21 protein-coding genes and 2 pseudogenes are annotated in these 24,348 nt (G+C 49.6%); 10 read left to right on the plus strand and 13 right to left on the minus strand.

Features of this window, described 5'->3' with window-relative positions; all coding sequences use genetic code 11:
* Positions 1-29: 29 nt before the first annotated feature.
* Positions 30-1,373 carry a sulfatase gene (locus ACSFC7_RS17130; protein ID WP_436344038.1) on the minus strand — a complete coding sequence of 448 codons (1,344 nt, stop codon included), beginning with the start codon at positions 1,371-1,373 and terminating at the stop codon, positions 30-32.
* A gap of 386 nt (positions 1,374-1,759) precedes the next feature.
* Here ACSFC7_RS17130 and ACSFC7_RS17135 point away from each other — a divergent pair, with 386 nt between their 5' ends.
* Together ACSFC7_RS17135 and ACSFC7_RS17140 are read left to right on the plus strand one after the other, a co-directional pair.
* On the plus strand, positions 1,760-3,010 hold the full coding sequence (locus ACSFC7_RS17135) for an O-antigen ligase family protein (protein ID WP_436344039.1): 1,251 nt from the start codon (positions 1,760-1,762) through the stop codon (positions 3,008-3,010).
* 100 nt (positions 3,011-3,110) lie between these two features.
* Positions 3,111-3,756 (plus strand): annotated as a pseudogene (locus ACSFC7_RS17140) (IS6 family transposase).
* 41 nt (positions 3,757-3,797) lie between these two features.
* Here ACSFC7_RS17140 and ACSFC7_RS17145 read toward each other — a convergent pair.
* Entirely contained in the window at positions 3,798-4,688 is an 891-nt protein-coding gene (locus ACSFC7_RS17145) for a hypothetical protein (protein WP_436344040.1), read from the minus strand.
* A 333-nt stretch (positions 4,689-5,021) separates the two neighbouring features.
* Between ACSFC7_RS17145 and ACSFC7_RS17150 the strand changes: the two genes are divergently transcribed.
* A complete protein-coding gene (locus ACSFC7_RS17150; RefSeq protein ID WP_436344041.1) occupies positions 5,022-6,452 on the plus strand; it encodes a hypothetical protein in 1,431 nt (476 codons plus the stop codon).
* Between the two features lie 57 nt (positions 6,453-6,509).
* Here the strand turns inward: ACSFC7_RS17150 and ACSFC7_RS17155 are convergent, their stop codons facing one another.
* Positions 6,510-8,375, minus strand: a complete 1,866-nt coding sequence (locus tag ACSFC7_RS17155) for a sulfatase-like hydrolase/transferase (RefSeq protein ID WP_436344042.1) — start codon at positions 8,373-8,375, stop codon at positions 6,510-6,512.
* A 149-nt stretch (positions 8,376-8,524) separates the two neighbouring features.
* On the opposite strand from ACSFC7_RS17155, the gene ACSFC7_RS17160 reads away from it, so the two are divergent.
* From ACSFC7_RS17160 to ACSFC7_RS17170, 3 genes are all read left to right on the plus strand, one after another.
* Complete coding sequence (locus ACSFC7_RS17160; RefSeq protein WP_436344043.1) at positions 8,525-9,271, plus strand: cytidylyltransferase domain-containing protein; 747 nt, start codon at positions 8,525-8,527, stop codon at positions 9,269-9,271.
* Entirely contained in the window at positions 9,271-10,275 is a 1,005-nt protein-coding gene (locus ACSFC7_RS17165) for a PseG/SpsG family protein (protein ID WP_436344044.1), read from the plus strand. Before ACSFC7_RS17160 ends, ACSFC7_RS17165 begins: the two co-directional genes overlap by 1 nt.
* Before the next feature lie 150 nt (positions 10,276-10,425).
* Positions 10,426-10,965 (plus strand): GNAT family N-acetyltransferase, encoded by a 540-nt coding sequence (locus ACSFC7_RS17170; RefSeq protein WP_436344045.1) that lies wholly within the window; start codon positions 10,426-10,428, stop codon positions 10,963-10,965.
* Here ACSFC7_RS17170 and ACSFC7_RS17175 read toward each other — a convergent pair.
* From ACSFC7_RS17175 to ACSFC7_RS17210, 8 genes are all read right to left on the minus strand, one after another.
* Positions 10,953-12,011 carry an N-acetylneuraminate synthase family protein gene (locus ACSFC7_RS17175; protein ID WP_436344046.1) on the minus strand — a complete coding sequence of 353 codons (1,059 nt, stop codon included), beginning with the start codon at positions 12,009-12,011 and terminating at the stop codon, positions 10,953-10,955. The genes ACSFC7_RS17170 and ACSFC7_RS17175 overlap by 13 nt on opposite strands.
* A 30-nt stretch (positions 12,012-12,041) precedes the next feature.
* On the minus strand, positions 12,042-13,199 hold the full coding sequence (locus tag ACSFC7_RS17180; protein ID WP_436344047.1) for a polysaccharide pyruvyl transferase family protein: 1,158 nt from the start codon (positions 13,197-13,199) through the stop codon (positions 12,042-12,044).
* A gap of 36 nt (positions 13,200-13,235) precedes the next feature.
* Positions 13,236-14,426, minus strand: coding sequence for a DegT/DnrJ/EryC1/StrS family aminotransferase (locus ACSFC7_RS17185; RefSeq protein WP_436344048.1), 1,191 nt, complete (start codon positions 14,424-14,426; stop codon positions 13,236-13,238).
* 2 nt (positions 14,427-14,428) lie between these two features.
* Complete coding sequence (locus tag ACSFC7_RS17190; protein ID WP_436344049.1) at positions 14,429-15,382, minus strand: dTDP-glucose 4,6-dehydratase; 954 nt, start codon at positions 15,380-15,382, stop codon at positions 14,429-14,431.
* Positions 15,379-16,407 (minus strand): SDR family NAD(P)-dependent oxidoreductase, encoded by a 1,029-nt coding sequence (locus ACSFC7_RS17195; RefSeq protein WP_436344050.1) that lies wholly within the window; start codon positions 16,405-16,407, stop codon positions 15,379-15,381. Before ACSFC7_RS17195 ends, ACSFC7_RS17190 begins: the two co-directional genes overlap by 4 nt.
* Before the next feature lie 46 nt (positions 16,408-16,453).
* Positions 16,454-18,259, minus strand: a complete 1,806-nt coding sequence (locus tag ACSFC7_RS17200; RefSeq protein WP_436344051.1) for an ABC transporter ATP-binding protein — start codon at positions 18,257-18,259, stop codon at positions 16,454-16,456.
* Between the two features lie 360 nt (positions 18,260-18,619).
* Positions 18,620-18,904, minus strand: a complete 285-nt coding sequence (locus ACSFC7_RS17205) for a transcriptional regulator (protein ID WP_436347976.1) — start codon at positions 18,902-18,904, stop codon at positions 18,620-18,622.
* 1,016 nt (positions 18,905-19,920) lie between these two features.
* A complete protein-coding gene (locus ACSFC7_RS17210) occupies positions 19,921-20,175 on the minus strand; it encodes an ArsR family transcriptional regulator (RefSeq protein ID WP_436344052.1) in 255 nt (84 codons plus the stop codon).
* A gap of 174 nt (positions 20,176-20,349) precedes the next feature.
* Between ACSFC7_RS17210 and ACSFC7_RS17215 the strand changes: the two genes are divergently transcribed.
* The 3 genes and pseudogenes from ACSFC7_RS17215 to ACSFC7_RS17225 all read left to right on the plus strand — a co-directional run bounded on the left by ACSFC7_RS17215 (position 20,350) and on the right by ACSFC7_RS17225 (position 21,944).
* Complete coding sequence (locus ACSFC7_RS17215) at positions 20,350-20,724, plus strand: hypothetical protein (protein ID WP_436344053.1); 375 nt, start codon at positions 20,350-20,352, stop codon at positions 20,722-20,724.
* Positions 20,725-20,824: 100 nt separating this feature from the next.
* The gene (locus tag ACSFC7_RS17220) at positions 20,825-21,049 is read left to right on the plus strand and encodes a hypothetical protein (protein WP_436344054.1); all 225 of its coding nucleotides are present in this window, start codon (positions 20,825-20,827) and stop codon (positions 21,047-21,049) included.
* A pseudogene (locus ACSFC7_RS17225) lies at positions 21,042-21,944 on the plus strand (hypothetical protein). Before ACSFC7_RS17220 ends, ACSFC7_RS17225 begins: the two are co-directional and overlap by 8 nt.
* A 622-nt stretch (positions 21,945-22,566) precedes the next feature.
* Here ACSFC7_RS17225 and ACSFC7_RS17230 read toward each other — a convergent pair.
* A complete protein-coding gene (locus tag ACSFC7_RS17230; RefSeq protein ID WP_436344055.1) occupies positions 22,567-22,788 on the minus strand; it encodes a hypothetical protein in 222 nt (73 codons plus the stop codon).
* Between the two features lie 30 nt (positions 22,789-22,818).
* On the opposite strand from ACSFC7_RS17230, the gene ACSFC7_RS17235 reads away from it, so the two are divergent.
* On the plus strand, positions 22,819-22,959 hold the full coding sequence (locus ACSFC7_RS17235) for a hypothetical protein (RefSeq protein WP_436344056.1): 141 nt from the start codon (positions 22,819-22,821) through the stop codon (positions 22,957-22,959).
* Between the two features lie 91 nt (positions 22,960-23,050).
* Here ACSFC7_RS17235 and ACSFC7_RS17240 read toward each other — a convergent pair whose 3' ends face one another.
* The gene (locus ACSFC7_RS17240) at positions 23,051-24,271 is read right to left on the minus strand and encodes a Cdc6/Cdc18 family protein (RefSeq protein WP_436344057.1); all 1,221 of its coding nucleotides are present in this window, start codon (positions 24,269-24,271) and stop codon (positions 23,051-23,053) included.
* Positions 24,272-24,348 lie beyond the last annotated feature (77 nt).

The following is a 24,348-nucleotide window of genomic DNA, read 5'->3' on the forward strand; positions in this document are numbered from 1 at the left end:
GGCATATATGTTCTGTAAGTTTGTAGGTTTTATTCGGCGAGATACCCAAGCTGTTTGAGTCTCTCTTTTTGTTCATCAGAAAGTTCGACAGAGGAAATAACTTTATCGGTATCTTTCACTTGTTCAAGATGATTTTCGATTACAGATTTCAATCTATTGAACTTTCCGTCTGATATTTGTTCCGGAATTTTTTGGTAGTTGTCATCTGTTCCATCAAAGATGACTCTAGTATTGTTTGTTCGAATGGAACACGCGGGAGCGGCTGGATCGACATCAGTTAGCCAATATTCGCCAAATACATGCTCTTTTTTGCCACCTTCAAGCACAGAGGTGCCTTTCCAACTATCAGGAGTAGCGATATTTGCAATGTCCGTTATCGTTGGTGGGAGGTCGATCAAACTCACGAGCCTATCATCAATTGTTGTTTGATTATCATTACTTGACGGAATGATGATGAGCGGAACATGAAGAAGTTCATCTCGCAGTTTCGATGCCTTTCGAGCAGATGGGCCAGCATGTAAGAAATCACCATCTTCTTTGAATTCTTCGCCGTGATCAGATGTTACGATCATAGCAGTATTATCTAGCAAGCCCCCATTTTCTAATTTCTTATATATATTTCCAATTTCCTTATCAACATAACGAATTTCACCATCATATAAATTTTTCAGTATTTCTATATCTTTATCAGATATGTCTTTAGGATTAGAAAGGATCTTATTATTTAGTTCAGATCTCTTTTTTACCCCTATGTGGTCTCCCATGATATGCTCATCTGGAGGATCATACGGAGAATGTACATCCATATAATGAATCCATAAAAAGAATGGTTCAGAAGGGTCATTTGAGATCCATCTCTCTATATTTTTATTCACTGATTTTGAATTAGGAAAATGATCTGTATTTGTAATCGACTCAAAATATCTCTTCGATTTCCGCAAGGTGTTGTATAAATGTCCTTTTTCGTCCACATATTTCTTTAATTCCTTCCCAATCTTTGTTGTATATGACGTATTATCTTGTGAATCGTCAAATTCATCAAATCCTCTGTCATATCCATAAGACGTTGATAAATACGGGTTTGAATGGAATCCTGCTGTGAGATAGCCTTCTTGTTTGAATTGCTCTGCTATTGGTGTGTGATTTTCTGTAAGCTCTGTAGTTGTTCCAAATTCTAGAGGATATCGGCTGGCAAGAATAGATTGAAAGGATGCTGATGTACGGGGGCCATTTGCATATGCCTTAGTATATTTTATGCCGGTTTGAGCTAGGTTATCAAGGAATGGAGTAGTATTTTTAGAAGAATTATAGCATCCCACGTGGTCCGCTCGTAGTGAATCAACAGTTATTAGTATGATGTTTTTTTGAGTCATATCCGACGTTTGTTTGTCCACCAGTATATATATTCGGATACTGGAAGTGCCTGTCGCTAGTAGTCTGTTTGGCTATTGTCTCTATCAATTTTTCAAATACTGGGAATGGAGTCAATAGTTCTTTTGGCACATCTTGATCTCTCGTTTCTCACTAATTGCCCCTATTCACGTATTTGTTCGTGTTGAGCGTCGCGAGTACGACATTAGCATGGTTGCGAAAGCGCGCTTTGGAAGGTAACGCCAACTACTGGTAGAACCTTACCCGCAGAGAGTAACTTGTCCACTGTAGAGTTATATCTTTGCTTGAAGGAACTGATCATCAGTCTTGCCTACGAGAAACCCGGTCTGATGAAAATACTTTAATTTGTAGTCAGTCAATATGGTGTGTGGCTAATAAGACGCACTCTTGGAGTCTACGACAGATCTTGTCATTTGAAGCAATTTTTATAGCGTTTCTCTTCTCAGGCGCTTATAAAACCCATCCTGTATTGACTTGGATTCCAGTCGATATTACAATAATATTGTTGGCTCTTTCAGGATCGATCGCCATTCTCCTTTGGTTTCGAGATGATTGGAAAATAAGTCCTATATTACAGATATTTATTATGATCTATTTGATATTTATACTATATGTGGTCCTATCAACCACTTGGTCAAATAGTAGTACCTATGCACAATTTAAATTATTAAGATTATTTACTGTAGTCCCTGGGTCGATTGGTGGAGCATTAATTATTGCCCAATCAAATGTCCGGTTTGCTCGCTTTCTTCGGCTTATTGTAACATTTGGGATTTTATTATCAACTCTAGTCATTTTTCAGTACATATCAGGAACGCTTAATGGAGGATTTTCCATTGGTGAGGGAGCGTATCTACTTCCAAGCCGGATAATGGGGATTGCTGGTCTAATATTCATCTACTGGTTGAGTAAAACTCAAAATTTCTATAAACGGATAGTACTTATTATTTTAACCAGCATTCATATACTGGGAATTTTCTTAAGCAGTTCCCGCGGCGCTCTAGTAGCTCTCTTCGCTGCTATTGGGTTGTTCGTACTATTGCAGATGTGGTACAACCGGTATCATATACAATTACCACATGAGGTTCGTGATCTGGGACTTACCGGACTTATTGGAGGAACTGGAGTAGCTATTGCTATTTCCGCAGGTGTGGTTGATTTGACTTCTTTCCGTATTGTTCGACGAACACTTCGTCTATTTTTACCCAATCAGACAGAAACTTCGTTATTAGCGCGGATAGAACACTACCAATTCTCGTTTGAACAATGGTTGCAATCTCCTCTTTTTGGCCATGGTATTGGATCCTATGGAGTTTTACGGACAGGAGAAGACATTATACTATATCCACATAATATCATCCTAGAAATACTAATAGAGCTAGGGCTTATTGGATTTGGTTTAATGAGTTCTCTGGTATTTATAGGGATAATTCGCATATACCGATATAAGCAGGCTGCGTCAGATTCGACTTACTCATTCTTAATTGCTTTTGCCTTCTTTTGGTTTGTATCTGCTCTTTTTTCGTTCGATATTACCGGGAATAGACATTTTCTGATGAGCGTTGCGTTACTATGTGTATCAAGTGAAATACTAGAAGTCAATGGAAAGACAGAATGATGGCAACATCTATAGTAGCAGTTAGAACTTTTTGTTCAGAGGGCACTGTCTAGTTAGGCCAGTTTGAGAGGTGAGCAGGTCATAGATTAGGTTTGGAATAATGCTCACAGACCTGCTCAGCGAGTGCTACGCGGCGGAATTTGACAAACCTTGGGAGCGGACGGCGAACACCCTGACGGGCGTCGCCGTCCGCCTCCACGCGACCAGATGTTCACTTTGAGAGACACAAACAATTCTCCGCTTGATCCCCGTCAAACGTTCTCATCAAGCGATCAGTCACTGGGTATATCGGCTGGCTGATAGCGCCCCAGACCCGCCGACGGCGAAGCCGTCGTGGGTCGCTATTGATGAAACCGCTGTCAGGATAAACGGGAACGGGTCTTGGGTATATACTGCAATAGACGTAGGCTCTATACTAATTCTCGATGTCGCAGTCTTTGGACGACGAGGAACTGATCCAGCAGCTGCATTCCTTCATTGACTGGCCGAGAAACACGATCTCTCCGTCACCGTGTTTCTCGTTGATGGCTACGGCCATCTGACTGCCCTCTCTCGATTAAGACTGAGCGGTCAACTCGACTACGTCAATCAAACTACGTCAAAAAATGGATTTACACCCTCAAAGCTTGAGTTGACCGCTTCCATAACTTCTAGGTTGACAGTTGAGCAAGCGTTGGAGAAGGCTTTGTCCAGTTCGCACACACTGCTATAACGTCCAGCAGCCGCATCAATCAGCAAATATATAGATCCAGCGGTTATCAATCTATACAATACCGGTTGAATTTACTCATTCAAAAATCGCCTTTTTAATATCCCTACTAACTCGTTTCAGTGTATCTATGATTCCTCTTTTACTTATTGAGCTAAAGAACCGTCCACGATATGTATAATGTTTCTGTTCTTCAGTAAATATTGTCCGCAGGTAAAAACGGATACTTGGAGAACTAGTGTCAATTCGAAGTGGGTAGCATTTATATGAAAAAACCCGCATTCCAGATTTTGAATTCAGTAGTTTTGCGATCTCTGCTAGGTTCTCAGGGTGACGACCATGTACAATTTTAACGTCTGATGTGAGGAACCCTGTGGAACCACCGTATCGAACCCGGCAGTTGTATTCGTTAGATAATGTAGCTATTTGGACATCACTGTGATAAAGCGCCTCTCGAAATGCTGGTTGGTTGAGTGCGCTCTCTGTTTTAGAAACATGCTCTTGATAGATTGATTTCCAATTCGTTAACAGATCGAAAACAGATTCATTTCGTTTAAGAACTAATACCCCTGTATTATAAAGGGGAAAAGATTCTGGGACGTTCTGAGCAGGATATCCTCTATCTTCTGAAGTTGTTCTGTTTCCTGGATTATGTGCTGCAGCAACATCAAACACATCCAATAAGCAAAATAGTTCAGAAATATCATCAGTGATGTATGTATCTGTATCGATAAAAAGTGTTCTTTCATAGCAAACCATTTCGGGTTGAAGAATGGAATCACCATAATCACCTCTTGTATCTTCTATTAGATGAATTTCATCAAAATATTCTATATCCATATAAACATCAGTGAATAATGAAATCTTGATATTTGGCATATGGTCTTTCAAACTCTTTGCAGACATAGTGGCCTCTCTAACGTATTCTTCGCCAGTAGCAATATACACGACACCTTTACTTGGTTTCATATCGGCTATTCCGAACTCCTCCTGTTGTGGTCTTAAACTCTTTCTCTTGTATCAGTTACTCCAAGATGTACTCGGTGGTTGCACCGTAAGGTCCAGAGAGATTTCTTCTAAACAGATCTCACCATTCTCTAAAGTCTTCCGTGAATTCGCTGGTAAAAGCATTAGCAAGAAGATCAAAAACCTGATTTCATGAATTACATTACTACTCACTATAGCTTACTATGATATTTGTGCTAGATGAAAGATTCATTTTTCCGAAGGACTAAAACTATTGGGACACGATAGCACAAAGACTGTAGTCTTTTATTGATCCATCTCTTATATACTATTACGATGATCGATATGGTGGAGTTCAGGGAGTTTGAACGTGATTATTCTTTATTCAATCTCAAAATAGATGGAGTCCCCATCTGGGAGCGACTTCGATTTAGCACCTACCAAGAAATCAAACAGCAATCTGGTACCGGACAAGCACACACTTCGGTAAATCTAGATAACAATGACCACGTCAAAGGTGCAAAAATTTGGCTTCGGAATTTGTTCCATCGGAATCCATTTCTAACATCGAAAAGCGACGTGATTTTCGTCGGACATCAACGGCGAAAGAAGAAATTAGACGGGTACTGGTGGGACATCTACTGTGATCCGATTCACGAAGAGGGATCGCTCAATAGCGTCCACTTCGAAAAACCGTACCTGTTAAAACATCGAACACCAGCGAAAACGGAGTCACTACGATATCTTGAATTCATAATCTACGGAGGGACAATCCAGCGTAAACTCGGCTTGCATAATATCACTCTCTCTCCCGAGGAAAAGGACTACCTTAATGACGTTCAAGAGGGGATCCATCAACGATTTAATACTGAAATCAAACTCTCAAATAAGGTACAACGTCTTTTGCGGAACAGACGATGCAGGCTCTGGTTGTACAAACGGTTGCTTGACAAAATAGACCCAGAAGTCGCTGTCGTCGTCGTCAGCTATGGAAAACATATGTTCATCGAAGCCTGTAAGCAGAAGGGCATTCCTGTTATCGAACTACAGCACGGCGTGATATACCCAGATCACCTTGGGTACTCATACAGTGGTGATCGGACAAAAACAACATTTCCTGATTACCTTCTAACTTGGGGTGAATTTTGGGGAAAAGATATTGAGTTCCCTATACCGGACAATCGCGTCATTCCTGTTGGGTATCCACATCTGGATCAATCCACGAACCAATATGAGAACGTTCGTCCTCGAGACCAAATCCTCTTCATCTCACAGGGGACGATCGGCAAGCAGCTCTCTAAATTCGCAATGGAACTTGATCAACATCCGGGGGTCGATTACAAGATTGTGTACAAACTCCATCCCGGTGAGTATGACCGATGGGAAACAGAGTATCCATGGTTGCTCGAGGCTGACTTCGAGATCATAGATAATTCGGATCGTCAGCTGTACAAACTGTTCGCCGAATCAAGCGTCCAAATTGGCGTCGGTTCTACAGCCGTCTATGAGGGATTAGCGTTTGGACTCGAGACATACGTTTACGACTGCCCAGGATCGTCAATACTGCAGCCACTAGTTGATGATGGTGCAGCTACTATTATCTCATCAGCGGACAAACTTGCCTCGATACTTGGAAGTGGCAGTTCGTCCTTTGATCGGGAATACTACTTTGCATCTGGGTCAACTGAACGCGCGTGCACCGAAATCGAACGTTTAGCTAACGAGGGGACACCATATAGAGTGCGAGAAACCGACTACCCCAACTAGCTGAGAAAGATTTCGACTATTGTCGTCACGATATTTCTATAAACTTTACATCTCTGTTCACATATAACCCAGATCTTTCAGACGTTCTTCCGTCTCCTGGGATGGACGCGTTGCAGATGCAGATGACTCATCTCGCCCTTTAACCTCCAACTTTGCAAACTCTTCGGCAATCCGTTCTAAATCAGATGCATTCGACGGATTGTCGAGCTCCGAAAAGTTTCCTTTTCGGATATCTTCGAGATCATAGAACTCTGCTAAGATTGGACCGGCGTCAATTACATCGGCTGTAGGCCGGTCGGGATATCCGGAGCCGTACGTAAAGATTGCTTTGATACCATCTAACTCGACGGCAACATTGTATCGTTCAGGCGTGATTCGCTCAGTTATCCGAGGCTCTGAATCGTCATTTTTGGTCTGTAGAGGCTCACCAGCACAGTGTTCCGGTACGTCTACACCTATTTCGTGGGCGATCGTCGGCAAGAAGTCGATCGTGTCGACGGCGTCAGGAACGGACCATTCAGCAGATGCTGGTGGTTTGATTGTCATGAATGGACGAATGTTCCGATCGTATAGTGAATTATGAGTGAAGAATCCTCGCTCACCGAACTCTTCGCCGTGATCGCCAGTGATGATGATCAATGCATCATTGAATAGGTCAACTGACTGGAGATAATCCACAAATCGGGAGACCTGTTCAGCAGTATACTCAATCGACTGCGAATGATAGCGTTCCATCTCAGCGGCTAGTTCAGGATCTACGTTGTGGTCGTCCTCGTACATACGGAAGTAATCGCCTGTCTCTCCACGGGCAGTATCGAATTGTTCGCGGTACTGAGATGGTTTGGAGAGATCCAAATTATCGTCTTCAAGTCGCTCGAGCGGCGGAAGATACGGATAGTGAGGATCGAAGACGTGCATGAAATAGAACAAGCTGTGATCTCTCACCTGCAGGTCAGCGTCAATCCACTCGATCACCTGAGAGATACTCTTGCGGGAATCGTGGGTTCTGGTTATCCAATCACTGTATCCCATCACATCTGCGTGATATCTGTGACATGCCCGGCCAAATCCAAACTCGGGAAGAAGACGTGTGTGACTGACTAGGCCAGAGCATTTGTACCCATTGTCAGTCAGCAGTTCAGAAATCGTTGTTCGATTAGGGTTGATTGGTCGTTCGTCACCTGCTGCTTTTCCGTGACCAACGTAACCATGATCCCCTGGATGTGTTCCTGTAACCATAGACGCGTGTGATGGTGGTGTCCAGTGTGCTTGTGTTCGTGGTTCAGTTGGCACTGCTGCATCTGGTCCGAGGGCATTCACAATCGGCTGTAGGGACTCGTGTTCAGAATACGGAAGCGTATCGATAGAGATCAAGAAGATTGGTGGTTGATGTTGTTCTGGACGAATAGCAGGTAGCCCTACGCGAGTACCGGTATCAGTATTGTTACCGATGGGAAACCGACCGAAAAGACCCTTTTCGGTTGTAGATCCGGTTGACGACACTTGCAGCGGTACACTATCCATTGACTCGGATACATCAATTACTTTCCATATATGTAATGGGTAATCATATGTGTCATCAATAGCTATTCGGTGATTCGTAGTTGGTGTAGAAATCGTCACTGAATGGCTGTTTTCGGCACCAACAACTGGCACTTCAATCGCATCTACATCCGACGTATCGATTTTCAGCTCAATATCTTGGTTAGCTTGTGTTTGAGCGATCATATATTCAGTGTTGTCGAAACAATAAGAGTTTAGATCCATATCAGATGAAATCCATACAGGCTTATTGACATTGTGAAGACTACGGAACGGATTAGCAAATACTGATGAAATTTTTTCCCCACCTTTTTCGGCAACTGCTGAGAACCCCTGCCTTCGCAACAACGAAAGTACAGCCTTGAATGTCTGGAGAGCCATTAACACTGGCCTGCTACTATCCGTGCCTACATTTCTGTTTTGACTGTCCGTTAGATTGAATACATTATGCATGTTTGATGTATGGTTGCTACACCTATACCTTGTAGTACCAATAGTAGTAAGATACCTCCCCCGGTATTTCCTCACCAATGACTGACGTGACTGCCGTAATACAGGCTCGAGTGGGTTCCACTCGCCTTCCTGGAAAAGTCATGTATCCACTCGATGGCCGACCAACACTTGAGCACGTCACAAAGCGCGTTGCCCAAGCTGACAGCGTGATCGATGTCGTGGTCGCAACTTCCACAGTGCCTCAGGATGACGTTATTGAACAGTGTGTACCGGAGTTCGGAGCCGAGGTCATACGCGGAAGCGAATCGAACGTGCTGAGTCGGTTCGACCAAGTCATCAATCAGTACGATCCCACGGTTATCGTTCGTGTGACCGGTGACTGTCCGCTTATCGATTCACAGACTATTGATACGGTCGTCGAACGTCTCGAGAGATCTAACGCCGACTACGCGACTAACACATTGGACCGTACCTTTCCGCGCGGTCTCGACGTCGAAGCGTTCACAGCAGAAGCGTTCAAAGAACTCTCCCAGAAGGCGACGAGATCCCACCACCGAGAACACGTTACCCCGTACTATCGGGAGAATCCTGACCAGTTCACGCTCGTCAACGTGACTTCCGAGCAGGTCTTTGACGAAGAGTGGATGCAAAATCGCTCGGATCTCCGATTGACTCTCGACGAGTCTGAAGACTACGAAGTCATTCGACGTATCTACGAAAACGTTCCGTACAAAGACACCCTTCCGGTTCGTGATGCAATTCGCTACGTCGACGACAACAATTTAATGACGATCAACGAGTCAGTTGAGCAGAAAGAGGTATAATGGACGTTACGATACGTGCAGACGGTAATTCGGAAATCGGATACGGACATCTCTTCCGCAGTAGTGCGATAGCAGAGGAATTGCTCAGGCGTGGTCACCGGGTGAGATACGCGACTACGACACCGGAGAGCGTTACATCAGTGTGTCCGACGACCGTGGATATTATTGAACTTCCCTCGCGAACTAATGCTGGACAAGTTGTTGACCAGTTAGGCAAAGAAGTCGATGTCATACTCATCGATTCGTACGCAGCAGATGCTGACTACCAGCGAGAAATTCGAGACGAGGTTCCAACCGTACTCGTTTCAGATGATACACGGTACCAGGTTTGTACGGACGTCGTTGTTAATGGAAATCTGTATGCACCGACACTCGAGTACGAAGTACTCGGTGACGAACCTGTCTGGTGTCTTGGTCCGGATTACCTCTTACTCCGACAGTCGATCACGGAGCAAGCTGTGCAGGACCCACCGTGGCGCGAACAGCCCGAGCGAACCCTCATAACGATGGGCGGAAGCGATTTGTGCGAACAGACGCCTAAAGCGATTAGGGCGTTCGATGGAATCGATATACGTGTCGATGCAATCGTCGGCCCGGGATTCTCCGAAAGACAGGAACGGGATATCCACCGCGCTGCTGAAGAAGTCTCCACTCCTGTTCGACCGATCCGCGATCCCGACGATCTGTCACAGCGGATGTTCCAGGCCGATTTCGCCGTGAGTACGGCGAGCACTACCACCTACGAACTTCTCGCACTTGGAACACCGATTGTGAGTCATCCAGTCGTAGACAATCAAGAACGTATCGCGTCGGCCCTCCACGACCGTGATATCGCAACCGTCCTCGAGCGTGAGGCTGGAGAAAGCGCCTTTCGGCGTGCGATCCAAGAGTATATGTCGAATGCTAGGCTCCGACGAGAGCGCCAGAAATTCGGTCGAGAACTCGTCGATGGTCGAGGTACAAAGCGGATTGCAGATGTTATTCAGGACATTGCCGACTCGTAATCCTTTCTGAAACGTGGTGTCTTTGCAGACACTCGACGGACAGCACCTCTCATTTGCTTCCGAGTGGACATTCGAGAGATCGAATTCATTTAGCAAAATCCAGTAAGATGATGAATACGTATTTTGCACCGGGCGTGTCTCGTTCATATGATGACTACCTGTGACGACTGTCGACTCCCAACCGAAGCCAAACAGGCCCACGATGGGGACGAAACACGCACGCTCTGCAAGCCCTGTGCAACACTCGTTGATAGCGATCGTTCGATCTACGTTTCGCCGCTCGAACACGACGATCTGGAACTCATTTTGGCATGGCGATCAAACCCTAAAGTGTACCGTCACTTCCGCTTACAGGACGGTCCTCTTGATTGGGATGAGCACGTTGCTTGGTTTGAGTCGAGAGGACCTGACCGCCACGACTTCGTTATTCACTACGACGGACGCCGGGTCGGAGTTGTTAGCATAGACGGAGAGAATGAAGTCGGAATCTATCTCGGCGATTTCTCTGCGCATAGCCATGGAGTGGCAACGATGGCCCTCAACTGGCTCTGTAACCGCTTCAATGAACGCACACCACTGACTGCGGAGATCCACGAGCAGAATGGCGCATCAAAACAGCTGTTTACCAGGTGTGGATTCCAACAAGAGAGTATCGACAACGAGTGGCTTCAGTATGTTTACGACCCATAATTGACGAGGTCATCCCACTGAATGCCGTCACCTTTCTGTATGTCGCGAGCAGCAGTTGCTCCGAGTATTTCGTCGTAGAATTTCGGATCAAGACCTGTCTCATGCTCACCGGGACGTAACACCTTCATATTCTCTGTCGTGAACTGCTCTCCAGCGTCAATGTCGGAGACGGCATGAATAGCGCGACGTGCCTTTTCATAGAGTTCCTCCTCGATCTCGAGGACATGTTTCTCACCGGTGCCGAGTGCAGTCTCAGTATCACGGATAGCCGAGACCATCTGATATAGCTCACCTGGTTCAAGCGCATATTCGTGATCTGGCCCTTCCATCGAATTATCGAGTGTAAAATGCTTTTCAACGACACTTGCACCTAGCGCGACGGCAGTAGTTGGTGCTGTAACAGGATCAAGCGTATGATCAGAAAGTCCTGAAAGGACGTCAAACTCTGCTTGGAGCGTTTCAACGACACCGACGTTAATTTCTGAGAGTGGAGTTGGATACGCAGCTACACACTGCAGCAAGACCAAATCTGACATACCTGCTTCTCGAAGTGCGTCTACGGATTCGGCAATCTCTTTGAGTTCGTGCGCTCCCGTAGACATAATCGTCGGCTTATTAGTTTCTGCAAGGTATTCAAGAAACGGAATATGACTACTTGTATAAGAGGCGACTTTCCACGCCGGAACATAGTCTTCCAGTTCCCGTGCAGATTGTTTATCAAATGGAGTAGACATGAATTGAATATCCTGATCGTGACAATAGTCGTGTAATTCGGGAATCCACTCGTAAGGCATCTCCATTGATTCGATAATTTCGTAGATACTACGGTCGTCCTCAATATATTCAACTTCACCACTTTTTTCTATATAAAGATTCTCTGCCCGAAATGTTTGGAATTTCACAGCATCCGCGCCGGCATCAGCAGCAACGTCAATAAGTTCTTTTGCCGTCTTGAGATCACCGTTGTGGTTCGAACCAGCTTCGGCTATAATATACGTTGGACAATTCCTACCGATTTGTCGACTTCCAAGTTTGAATCGGGACATAATATTGTGTACTTTTGGACTTGGTAACTACTACGGAAGGCTATTTAAAAAAGGTTTCATTGACTTTTCATAAGTTGAATCAAACAATTCAGGGACTGTGCTATAACTCGAAAAGTCATTTTGCATTTCTTGCTGCAGAAATCGGCGGATTTTATTGGGAACAGTCATATCTTGGGGAGCGATCGCTTGTCTGAAAGGGTTTGGGCTGTTGAACTTTGTCTGCAGGATACTTCGGACACCTTTCCCAAGAACTGACGCAGAAATTCTCCTAACAGTAGAAGCGGCTCTTGGACCAATTCGTCTCTCAGTGGCTTGGAACCCTCCCACGCCAAGGGTCGCATTGAATCCATTTCCTCGACCGTCTTCTCCAATAAGAACAGACGGAAGCCGCCGTCGTAGGAAGCTTAAGTGACCATGTAATCGGTATCCAACATGTAAGTCACATTCATCATAGAACGCTATGTTATCAGTGTCGTGACTCGCTAAAACAATCTCAAAACCGTGTTCTTCAGCTGACGTTCGCAGCTTTTTATCAGAGTCTGATAATGAACTGTGAAATGAACATGTCAATGTTGCATTCGGGAACTCATCAACGAGCATATCCATAAGAGCCTCTGCTTGATCAAAGTAATGTGAATTATGAGGCGTTGTCATAACTACGTGATCAATAGTTTCTGGAACACGCATTGATTCCCCCATATAGTCTTCATGATACCAAGCAAGGTCACCAACTAGTGTTACGTTATTGAAACCATGGCGCTCCAATATCTTCTTTGTATAGATATCACGTGTCGTTAGTTTTTCGAGAGAATCTTGTTTATTGAGATTCTGAATGAATGAGACTGTTTCAGGATGATAGGTATACGTAGAATTTCCTATCCTTCCACCGGGATAGTGTGACCAATTAGCTGCTAGAGGAATTATGGGGACATCAATGTCATTTAAGTTTTCTACAAGAGCGTACGTGTTAGGATGAATTGGCTCTCGAATCGCAAAAGCTGGTAATATAATCGCATCTGACTTATTTAGGTCATCAATAGTTGATGAGAAGTCCCGACTACGGAATGCAATGTTAAAATCGTCTTTCCCGGTTTCTTTTTTAATTAGGCTCTGCGTTTGCTCTTCAAGAAGTTTATCCCCTACATTGCCACTAGCATGCGGTGGAAATGTTGACAGAATCGTGTACATAACTCACTGTGTTAACCTGAAGTGGAATAAATGCTCCTACTTAAGATGATATTCGTAAAGTGTCTTGACAGCAGTCACAACATCCTTAATATCCTTTCTATCCATCTCGGCATGTAACGGGAGACTCACTAGTCCGTCGTACACTCGTTCCGTCTTGGGAAATGCACCCGGTGCGTATCCGAACTCTTCCTGGAAGAGCGGATGGTAATGCAACGGCACGTAATGCACTTGCACGCCAATGTTCTCGGCGTGCATCGCGTTCACGAACTCCGTCCGGTCGCAGCCAAACGCTTCGGTTACTTCAATCGCATAGAGATGGTACATCGGATCCGATTCAGTTGATTTAGGCGGTGTCCGGAGTCCCTTGATCTCGTTTAACGCTGAATCGTATTGCTCGATAATCTCATCACGTCGTTGCTTGAACGCCTCCAGTCGATCGAGTTGAGCGAGTCCAAGCGCCGCCTGCAAGTCTGTGACATTGTAGTTGTGGCCCACCCCTTCGGTCACCTGATACCACGGCTCGTCATCATGGTCTTCGAGGTCGTAATTCATGTCGAACGATCGCAGTCGACGAAGTCGGTCCGCCAGTTCGTCGTCGTCGGTCACGACCATGCCACCCTCACCCGTCGTGATGCTCTTCACTGGGTGAAAACTGAAAACGGCCATATCTCGTTGTGCCCCGATCGGTTCGCCACGCCACGAGCCGCCGAAAGCGTGACACGCGTCCCAAATCACCGTCAGATCGTGTTCGTTGGCAACCTTGAGTAGTCCATCAATATCGGCTGGGTGTCCTGCGTAGTGCATCGGGACGAGTCCAGCAGTCTCCTTGGTTACGTGCTCTCGAACTGCCTCAGGGTCCAGTGTGCGACGGTGGGGGTCGATATCTGCGAACACCGGCTCAGCATCATTATATGTCGCCGCATGAGCTGTCGATACGAACGTAAGTGGCGTCGTGATCACCTCATCCCCGGAACCAAACCCAGCCGCGTGGCCCGCCAAGTGCAACGCCGTGGTCCCCGAGGTCGTTGCTATCGCATGCTCGACGCCAACATGCTCTGCTACGCGTTCCTCGAACTCCTCTACGGTCGGACCACGGGTAATATAGTCGCTCTCGAGTGCTTCTAGTACGGCTTCCTTCTCGTGGTCGGTGATACTCTGAGCACCGTATCCCAAAACATCGTCCCGAATGGGTTCACCGCCGTAACGAGCCGGTAGTCCTTCTGTCACACTTAATCACCCCTGTTCTGTGTACGAAGCCAGTCCCGCAAGTGATCGACACCTTCCTCAAGAGAAACATCTGGTTCCCAGTCTAACAGTTCATTTGCCTTGCTAGGATCGCAACGGAGTTTTTGAACTTCGCTCTGAGGATGGTGATGCTCTACGTGACGAATGTCGGTTCCGTCAGTTGCAATCAACTCTGCGAGATCGTTGATAGAAATATCTGTGCCGGTACCGGCGTTGAATACCTCTCCGACCGCGTCATCGCTGAATGTTCCATCAACAATGAACCGAGCGCAGTCAGTTGCGTACAGCAAGTCCCTCGTTTGAGTTCCGTCACCGAAAATTTTCAGTGACTCCCCCTGCAGATCGCGGTTAGTAAAGATCGATACTACACCGCCTGCCATCCCGGTCTTCTGGTACGGGCCGTACGTGTTGAACGGACGTAGAAATGTGATCGGAAGGTCGTATCCGTGATAGTAGCCTTCCGCGACATTCTCCGCACCAATCTTCGATCCGGCGTACGGCGACGCAGGCTTGACAGGGTGACTCTCGTCGATACCGTCGCCAGAATCTACCATGTCGTAGACCATACACGTACCAACGAGTCCGAGACGAGTGTCCGTCCGGCGGCACGCTTCCAGAATGTTCTGGGTGCCAACGACGTTGGCATCGAAATGGGACTGTGGATCGTCAAGGCTTTCTTGGACATCGATCTCCGCCGCAAGATGGATACAGGCGTCGGTGTCTTCATGGAGAAGGTCATCAACTACCTCTTCGTCACATATGTCGCCAATCTCGAGCGTAAACTGGTCAGAAGTACTGAACTCTTCTACGTTACGACGAGATCCGTTCGAGAGATTGTCGAGACCGTGAACAACGTAGCCACGATCTAGTAGCTCCTTGACAACCCATCGACCGATGAAGCCAGCAGCGCCGGTTACTGCAACTGTCCCTCGAGTCATTGGATGATCCCTCCTTGAGACTCCGATTGTAGCAAGGCAACGATCTCTTCGCGCGTCAGTTTCTCCGCGTCCTTCGAAGAGTGCACGATCTCGTCTACTGGTTCAAACTCTTTGATTCCGTCGTGCGTGAGATACCCCTTCTCACTAGCCTGTTCGGGGGGCACAGCGTACAGCGAATCGTTCTCGATAGTTCTGGTAATTTCTCGTTCAGTCATGATCTCTTCGTGGAACGTTTCAGCCATCCGGCGGCCTGTCTGCTGGATTTCGATATCCTTGGGATCGTGGCTGAATTGGGGTGCGAGCGTTTCGATCATTGCCTCCGCGAGATCCTCAATTCGGATCGCATCCATCCGCTGAACGAACACTTCACCACCCTCAGTGTATTCCATTGCGCCGACGACCAGATCTGCAACGTCCTCGTACGTGAGGAAAAACCGCGTCATACGCGGATCCGTTAGCGTAACTGGTCCTCCCTGTTTGATCTGCTCTCGAAAGACAGGGATTACCGATTTCGAGGAGTTGATGACGTTTCCGAAACGGACAGATGCCAGTCGGATATCGTGCTCGCCGCTGTACTTGTTCGCTGCAGTCACGAGTTTCTCGCCGAGGAGTTTCGTCGTTCCCATGGTGTTCGCTGGATTGACCGCTTTATCGCTACTGGTGAACACGAACCGTTTGACGCCAGCGTCGATCGAAGCATCAATCAGGTTCTGCAGCCCCATCACGTTCGTTTTCACGGCCTCGAACGGATTGTATTCGCAAATATCCACATGCTTCATGGCTGCTGTATGAATGACGATATCGATCCCATCAACGGCTCTGGCGAGCCGATCCGTATCGCGGACGTTTCCAGCGAGGAACCGACATCGATCGTCGTTGAGTTCTGCTTTGAGCGCTGCTAGCCCTGGTTCACTCTGATCGAAAATTCGGATGACGTTCGGATCTCGGTCAAGTAACCGATGTGTGAGGAGTCGTCCTACGGATCCGGTACCGCCGGTGATGAGAACGTTCTTATCAGCAATCATTACGTCGGCCTCCGTCGGAGTGTGTGAAAGGAACCATACATTGCTATTATCTCTGGGACTGAATGGTATACAGTTCGGCATACTGTCCGGCCTTATTTACCAGTTCCTGATGCGACCCTTTCTCGATGATCTCACCGTTATCGACAGTGTAGATGCGATCCGCGTTCTCGACGGTCGACAGTCGGTGAGCAATCGCGATCATCGCGTAATCGCGGTCCATCTCTTCGATCGCGGCCTGTACCTCTTGCTCGAGGTTTGAGTCTAGATCACTAGTAGCCTCGTCTAATACTAGTAGATCGGCATCCTGTAACAGGGCTCGGGCGAGTGCAACACGCTGTTTTTGTCCACCCGATAACCTGACACCATCGTCACCGAGCATTGTCTCGTAGCCGTTTGGCAACTCGTCGAAGAACTCGTCAACCTTCGAAATCTCACAGGCGCGCTCCAGTTCGGTACGCGTTACGTCTCGATTGCCAATCGTGAGGTTATACTCGAGTGTATCGTTGAATATGAACGGATTCTGCCGAACGATAGCGATTCGTTCGCGCCAGTCATCGATATCCATCTCGTCGATCGGAACGCCGTTTGCTCGAATCTCGCCATCGTCGAGTTCGTACAATCTTGCAAGTACTGAGACGATCGTCGATTTACCGGCACCCGACTGTCCGACGAAGGCGACGAACTCGCCCTTGTCGACCTCGAAATCGATCCCAGACAAAACCTCTTCTTCTTGATCGTACGAGAAATGAACGTCGTCAAACTCGACATAATCGACGACATCAGGTACGTCACTGGTCGGGTCATTTGGCTCTTCTCGAGCCTCAAGTTCCTTGATGAATTCCTGTGTCCGAACGAGGTGCGGAAGATCGTTTTCAACCTTGTAGAGTAACTTGTTTACTTGGCTCACTTTCGGCCCAAGCTGGAACATCGCAAAGAGGAACACACCGAGTGCACCGATCGAGAGATCAGCGAACGTCAGTGCGAGATAGATAAGTACGAACACGGAAACAGCGACACCGAGATTGTAGAAGTTATTGATCGCAGCCTCGTTACGCCGGAGCGTAATCCGTGCGCTAGTGAACTGGTCAATCGCGTTGACAAAGTCCTGACGAAGCTCATCAGCAAGCCCGAAGATACGAACGTCACGGATCCCTTGGGTTCCCGCCTGTGCAGCTTCCTGTCGCCGTTCGTTGGCGTCAGCGACGAGATCACCGACTTCGTAGCCCGGTTCGACGACACGCCGAAGGAAGATCGTCAAAAACCCGAGTACACCTGCTGCAAAGAGTGTGAGCAATGGCGAGATGACAAGTGCGATCAGCAGATAAACGAGCGAGAGAAACAGTGACTCGAGTAATTGAACAACCCGTTGGATAACTCGACCCGCATAGGTGGTCTGTGTAACGATCGCATTTAGAATGTCGTCAGACCCCTCCTCGTCAAAGTATTCAACACGCGCGTCAAGCGCGTTGTCGTAGGCCCGAAGCTGTAGGTCACGAATGTAGTAGGTTCGCAGGGCTTCACGGAACCATGCAACCACAAAACTCGTCGTGTAGCGGACGGTCATCACGACGGCCACACCGACGACGACGTAGCCAAGTGTGAACGGAACGCCAAGGGTCGCGTAGGCCGTTACGAACGCACCCATCAGTCCGTCAGCCTCGGCTGTGGGGTCATCCAACTGCACGATCTCGATGACCGGTAAAATAAAGCTCAGTCCGACACCCTCGAGTATTGCCGCAGCAAGCCCCAGCACGACGATTAATGCTGTGAACTTCGGATTGAAGCGAGCGACGTCGAGGAGGGCATCTAGTTTTTCGCGCCGAGAGACGGAATCGGGTTTAGATGAGGACATGCGGTGACTGGTTAGGTAGTAATTTGGCAGAGTGTAATAACCTCGGCGGTCTGATGCGGTAGCAGAACTCTGTTACTGTATATGCACGGTATCATAGCCTAGTTACTATTCTATTTGTTGGCAAAAACTGGAGTACTACAGTCAGTCTCGCTATCACTACAGGATTGAATTGGCACTAGTAGAAATTGACATAGTACTAGTGGCTGTCCAGCAAGGCATTCTCAGTGCCTCGTAAAACAACTTACTGCTGACGAACGTCGGCATCACAATATAGAGAGTACAGCGAACCGCAGTTCACTACCTCATCAAAGCTTCCTCAATAACTCCCAAAACGGGCAATTCCAGCAGTTAGAGATCGCACTATTGATCCATCTCGAGTTCACTCACATCGAGCTCACCCTCGAGATACGCAAATCCACGATCTGTAATCCTGTAGTAGCCCCGCTTCTCGTCGATCTTCTCGAGCAATGCTGCGTCCGAAAGCATGTTCATACGCCGCGAAACGGTATTCTGGCTCCGATCTAACACCTCGAGTTCCTCGACAAGATTGTACCAGACGACGGTAGGGTGGAGCGAGATCCGATGGCCCGTGTCTGTCTCGAGTCTCCGCCCGAAGATACCGACCGTCCGCAACCGACACCTGATTATTGCGCCTCCCGAACGAAGCACCTTTACAGGACTCTCCGAAAGCCTGAAGTAATGTGGCCGTGAGGACGCTTACTGTCACGTATCTTCTCTATTCGATCTACCGGCACCTTCACAACGATCGTTCGCCGCGAGCGCTTCCGGTGATCGTCCCGGTGATCGGGTCGCAGTTCCCAATCTGATCGACATGCCTCTTGCCTGGTCGAAGGTCCGTACGAGTGGGCTCAGTTCGGACTGGCTAACGTCATGCTGATGGTCTAATACCGGGATTTCGGCAACGTAGAGCGGATCGCCACCAAAGCGGCGTGAGAACGCCATCGCGAGGTCCGTTGCAGTCACACGGCGGACCTCTCGGGAGTTAACTTGAGCCTCGAGTCACGGATTCCGTTCGAAAGTCGATACCATCTATTCGAGGCTCATAGCGAGCAGCCCTCCGTCGGACGACTGTACGCCCGTACTGCCAGTTCGGTGAGGCAGAGTCGGTGTATCCGCGACGTGGGTAATGCAGTTGAGCCGAGACGACCGCCGACGAGAACCTCCGTCGTCCCGAGCGTCGGCGACTGAATCGTAGCGGGCGAATAGCCGTGACAAAACAGACGCGGAACGTTCCACTGCACCGACTCGGCACAACGATACGCGTACGCGAACACAATGTCCGTCTCGTAGAGCGCCGCATAGCAGCCAATGCAGACCATGTTTCTGGGTACGGACCAACGGGATGACCCGCCAGGACCTGTTGTGGCGTCGCGATGACAACCGGACTGTCCTCGAAAGTGACCTCGTCAGCCGAGGGAGGCTAACAGGCATCATTATTATCGAACCGATTCAAATAACCGATATGTCTTGGCAGACGTTGAAGATCCCAAGACGCATGCTCTGATCATCAAACTATCGCGAATGCAAGGGTGTCGCGATCGAGGTTCGAAACAACGTCTACGTGGATGGAGCAAGGGGGCAGCGAAACCTCACAGAGTGAACTCTTGAGCACCGACGAAATACCGGTTCACTGTAAATATCTACGTCTCTTGATCATTGTTCTCTCGAGGATCACTAACGAGTTCGAACAGTCGTGTGCCGTCGTGAACACAGTTGATGTGTCCGGCAGCCTCAAGCACCTCAAGACGGTTGTAAATCGTATTTCTCGAAAAATCCGTCCAGTCGACGAGTGCACCTTTCGTTGCTCGTCCCTCCCGGAGCTTATCAAGAATTTGTTCATCTGCCGGTCTGAGATCTTCGGGCCCCATCGGTTTGCTGACCTGTGGAGTGGCCATATGCATATATCCCATCAGTACGCACTTAGAACTATACATGTGACTATTTGATCTGCATATGCAGTATGCACAATCACTAAGGGAGAAGAGAGCGTACTCGATAGTAGCACGGACTACCTCGGTAGATCCGAGGCCGGTGTTTCAGGCACCGACCCCGTGCTGGAGCAACCAGCGATGTCGAATACACCACCTACTACAGTAGATGTTTCGGACGGAGATCAGAACAATATCGTCCTCGAGCGATCGGGAAGCTATTACGGCTATCTCGGAAAAGACGGCGAGGGCTTCCATCATCACGTTGACGAGCGTACGAACACCATCTACGTGACACAGCGTCGCGCCGAGCGATTTCTTCCTGACGATGCAGGTCTGTACTGGTTCCGCATCCGAAGTCCGATCGACCACATCAAAAATCTCGAGCAGTACGATGACCGTGATATCGATCAGTGGATCGCCTACGTTGACTCGATCCGAGGTTGGACGGCCCGTCCGCTCGAGCTGCAGGCGATCCTCGACGAGGTTCTCAGAACGCGAGGTGGGCTCCGATGAGCGATGAGCGCCGAGTCACGATCTCGCTCGAACTCGAGCGCCCCGTTACGTCAGGTGATCTCGAGCGCGCCTACTGTGAACTACTCGAGCAGGTGGATCGATGAAGAGCAAGATCGTCGTCAAATGGACGCCCGTCCATGGCCGGTCGCGAAAACTCGTCTTCGAGCCTCGACCGGACGGCGACTGGGCGCGTCTCGAGTTCGAACTTCGCGAGTCACAGTGGCGCGAAGTCGGGTTCGAATCCGTAACGGAGGTTTCGGTCACCACTCCTGCTGACACAGACTCCGACCAGCCCGTCTCCGAAGAGGGTGACGCCGATGAGTAGCCTCGCTGGCGGGGACGTCGATATCCAGACGCTCGCTCGAGCGATCGACCAGCTTCGCGAGCAAAACGAGCGACTCACCGAGCGGGTCGACGAGCTCGAGTGCCACCTCGAACGGACCGAAGCCAACCTCGTGACACTCGAGAGCGAGAATCGGATACTCCAGGCGACGAACGACCAGCTTCGTGATCGTCTCGAGGAGTGTGAACGAGCGATCACTCGCATCGACGCACTCACGGATGCTGCGCGCAAGCGAACGGGCGTGAACAAACAGCGGATCGAAGAGATCCAGGCACGCGAACTCGAGAAAGGGGCTCACCTCCTCGCGGAGACGATCGACTGTTGCGAGATCGACATCGACGGCGATCGGCTCGAACAAATCACGAAAGACGACGGACGGACCTACTATCGCGTCCCCCAATCTGCGGATCCACTCGAACGCGGCGGAAACGTCACGCTCGCGCACGGCGACTTGCTCCCGATCCAGCAACTCGCCCGGATGGACGAAGAGATGCTCCGGTCAACATAAAATTCGCTGCCGACGCGACTCGCCGCAAAGTTGTGGAAAGCGCGTACCGACTCGACCGTTGGCGACAATCCGTGGGAGGCAGGCTGTAAGGGGATCAGGGAGTACGTCAAAGCGAGCGATCTGAAACACTGGATCCGTCGACAGGAACCCGGGACGAGCGAGACCTACGCAAAAAAACTCGTCTCACGGATGATCGACGCCATGCTCGAGTTGTCGAAGAACCGAGTCGCGATCCGCAAACGAACCCAGCGCAAGAACGGCCTCGAGTACACCGAACGGCGATTGATCCTGCCCAAGGATGCAGCGATTCCGGGTGAACGCACGGCGCCACCCTCAGCACAGCCGGGGACAGCCGACGTCCACAGCTAACCACCGAGCGGTTCGTACCGCTCCCGCGAGAGCGGGCCCATCTCACTGACGCAAGCCACACGCATCCCAGAACGCGGGTATGGTCACAGTTGGATAGCTGGTGGTGTATCCCTCGAACAGTCGTCGACAGTCTACACAATGGACGGGGGTGGAGTGGGTCTCCGAAGACGACAGGTGTCTCCGGAGGAGAGTCGCTGCGGGAGATCCACCCTCGTTTCCGCATCGTTTCACAACGTGTGGACTGAGCCGTCGGTCGCTGCAGTCGGGGTTGCTGAGATGGGGGCACTTGATCATCGAGATGTCCGCTGTGGTGGCGTCTCCGCAGTCGTGGGGCTGAAACCCCTCGAGTACGACCCGCTATCCACACTACCTCGAAGGCGTGTGGGGCGTACCGACCGACTGTCGCCGGTGCAGCGATCACCACGACCACCGGCGTTTCGCGGGCGCCACCTCGTTGGGGCTCTTTAAGCTAATCGCCCTTCCGTGAATGTGCCACACGGGCGTTGAAGGGGGCGCTAAAAGTCAGCACTGGTGACGATTGCGGCCACACAGTTGGTGACGCCCTCGCAAGTGACGGCCGCTGGGTTCGGAGGCGTGTTTGTCTTCGAAACACCGCCCCACTTCAGATGGAATCTGCGAGTTCGTCGATCGTTTTATCAGTCCCCGAGAGTGCCGTTTTGATATCTGATTCGAGCAGTCGGCGCTCGAAATTGAGTGCCCGATTGATCTCCTTGCGAATCTTCCGTTCTTGAGTGATATCCTCATCATCGCGCGCCTGATCCGCAAGTTGCTGGAGCTGTTGACGGTTCGCACGGAACTCTAACAGCAAGGCAAACCCACTCATGTCGCGGAACTCGTCGAGCCGTGGTAACCAATGAGTGATCGACTCGAAGTCCTCGTGTATCGTCGCCTCATCAACGTCGAATTCGGCTGCAATTTCCGTAACGACCTCCTCACGCGGCTCACCCCGGAGTATGAAGCGTTCCCAAATGCGGGTCCGTCGAGCACGGTCTGATGGTGTCATGATTGAACGCGAGTTGGTGTGTGTTAGCTATACACGCGATAGGGGAACATAGGTGTTACATTATGCTCTTAGTTATCGCCGATCAGTCCGCAGTGAGTGATGCTAGATAGGTTGACTCCGTCGTATAGGGATCGATTGCTTCGTGAATCAACTGTGGATCAAACGTCGTCTTCAGTTGCTTTACTCGCCCCTCCCGCCCGCGGGAGTCGATCCACGTCTCGACGAGGCCCATTGTCTCGAGGTCAGTAACCACATCCCGAATCGCCCGCTTGCCGAGGCGTAACTCGTCGGGAAGATCGGTGGTATGGAGGACCTCATAGACCTCGGCCGTCGTCACGGGTTGCTTGATCTCGGGACCCTCTGTCCAGCCAGTGAGACCCGTCAGAACCACAAAATGGTTGACCGGCAGGTCGAGCAGTTTCTCGATGGTCGCTTCCTGTTCGGTCGCCTCGAGATTCGCGTCGATACAGTCGTTGGTGAGCTGCTCGAGACCTTGTTCGGTCGCCGTCTCTCCCGCTTGGCGAAACAGCGTCAGCGCCTTCCGGGCATCCCCCCAACGTCGGGCCGCTTCGCGAACACCGAACGCCCGCACGTCGTCGGGCACCGCCCCTTCGCGGAACGCCCGCTCGAGGCGCGGCGCGACCACCGCATTCAACGCCTCAACCCCATACGGCGGGAAGAACACCGCTTCGTCGCTCATCGCGCTCTCGACGCGGCTATCCAGTCGCAGATCCACCTCGAGCAACTCGTTGCTCACCAACCAGACCGACAGCTGGATCCCACGTGAGAGTTTCCCCTCGCCACGCAGCAGACGATAGAAGAACTCGTTAGGATCGTAGTTCGTGTCGTGACAGACGTGGTCGATCTCGTCTAACAGGAGCACCGTCCAGTCGGGGTACCTCTCGAGTGCGTCCCAAATACCGTCGAAGACACCATCTAGACCCTCGTAGGCGCCTTTCTTCGCCCCCGTCAACTCGAACAGGATCTCGTTGGCGGCGCTGAATAGCGTACGACACTCCTTGAGATTCACGTACTCGACAGCGATTCGCTCGTGACGGGCAGCAAACTCCCGACAGAGCCGCCGAGTCGTGAGCGTTTTACCAGTACCTGGCGGCCCGTAGATCGAGACCGTCGGTGGAAGGTAGCCGTCGTGGATGCCATTTAAGATGGTCGCGAGCGCGCGTTCCTGGGACTCACGTGCGTGGATCTCGTCGGGTTCGGCGAGTGGGTCGAGCGCGCCCTTCTCTAGGAAGACGCTGTTGGTGGGCGCGGTGTCATCGAAGAGGTCGTCGTATTTCGTCATAAGCGTGATCGCACCGGCTTCCAGCGGAACTACGAGTATGTATGGGTACGATCGCTAAAGCGATTACGGACCTCGAA

The organism is Natronorubrum halobium (assembly GCF_051351675.1).
Taxonomy (GTDB): Archaea; Halobacteriota; Halobacteria; order Halobacteriales; family Natrialbaceae; genus Natronorubrum.

What these genes read in the sequence shown, in the direction of transcription:
- ACSFC7_RS17150 (WP_436344041.1), top strand. Translation starts at nt 5,022, where the DNA reads ATGATCGATATGGTGGAGTTCAGGGAGTTTGAACGTGATTATTCTTTA.
- ACSFC7_RS17195 (WP_436344050.1), bottom strand. Translation starts at nt 16,407, where the DNA reads ATGATTGCTGATAAGAACGTTCTCATCACCGGCGGTACCGGATCCGTA.
- ACSFC7_RS17235 (WP_436344056.1), top strand. Translation starts at nt 22,819, where the DNA reads ATGAGTGATCGACTCGAAGTCCTCGTGTATCGTCGCCTCATCAACGTC.
- ACSFC7_RS17220 (WP_436344054.1), top strand. Translation starts at nt 20,825, where the DNA reads ATGAAGAGCAAGATCGTCGTCAAATGGACGCCCGTCCATGGCCGGTCG.
- ACSFC7_RS17200 (WP_436344051.1), bottom strand. Translation starts at nt 18,259, where the DNA reads ATGTCCTCATCTAAACCCGATTCCGTCTCTCGGCGCGAAAAACTAGAT.
- ACSFC7_RS17210 (WP_436344052.1), bottom strand. Translation starts at nt 20,175, where the DNA reads ATGGCCACTCCACAGGTCAGCAAACCGATGGGGCCCGAAGATCTCAGA.
- ACSFC7_RS17155 (WP_436344042.1), bottom strand. Translation starts at nt 8,375, where the DNA reads ATGGCTCTCCAGACATTCAAGGCTGTACTTTCGTTGTTGCGAAGGCAG.
- ACSFC7_RS17145 (WP_436344040.1), bottom strand. Translation starts at nt 4,688, where the DNA reads ATGAAACCAAGTAAAGGTGTCGTGTATATTGCTACTGGCGAAGAATAC.
- ACSFC7_RS17165 (WP_436344044.1), top strand. Translation starts at nt 9,271, where the DNA reads ATGGACGTTACGATACGTGCAGACGGTAATTCGGAAATCGGATACGGA.
- ACSFC7_RS17190 (WP_436344049.1), bottom strand. Translation starts at nt 15,382, where the DNA reads ATGACTCGAGGGACAGTTGCAGTAACCGGCGCTGCTGGCTTCATCGGT.
- ACSFC7_RS17130 (WP_436344038.1), bottom strand. Translation starts at nt 1,373, where the DNA reads ATGACTCAAAAAAACATCATACTAATAACTGTTGATTCACTACGAGCG.
- ACSFC7_RS17180 (WP_436344047.1), bottom strand. Translation starts at nt 13,199, where the DNA reads ATGTACACGATTCTGTCAACATTTCCACCGCATGCTAGTGGCAATGTA.
- ACSFC7_RS17170 (WP_436344045.1), top strand. Translation starts at nt 10,426, where the DNA reads ATGACTACCTGTGACGACTGTCGACTCCCAACCGAAGCCAAACAGGCC.
- ACSFC7_RS17240 (WP_436344057.1), bottom strand. Translation starts at nt 24,271, where the DNA reads ATGACGAAATACGACGACCTCTTCGATGACACCGCGCCCACCAACAGC.
- ACSFC7_RS17175 (WP_436344046.1), bottom strand. Translation starts at nt 12,011, where the DNA reads ATGTCCCGATTCAAACTTGGAAGTCGACAAATCGGTAGGAATTGTCCA.
- ACSFC7_RS17230 (WP_436344055.1), bottom strand. Translation starts at nt 22,788, where the DNA reads ATGAGTGGGTTTGCCTTGCTGTTAGAGTTCCGTGCGAACCGTCAACAG.
- ACSFC7_RS17160 (WP_436344043.1), top strand. Translation starts at nt 8,525, where the DNA reads ATGACTGACGTGACTGCCGTAATACAGGCTCGAGTGGGTTCCACTCGC.
- ACSFC7_RS17215 (WP_436344053.1), top strand. Translation starts at nt 20,350, where the DNA reads ATGTCGAATACACCACCTACTACAGTAGATGTTTCGGACGGAGATCAG.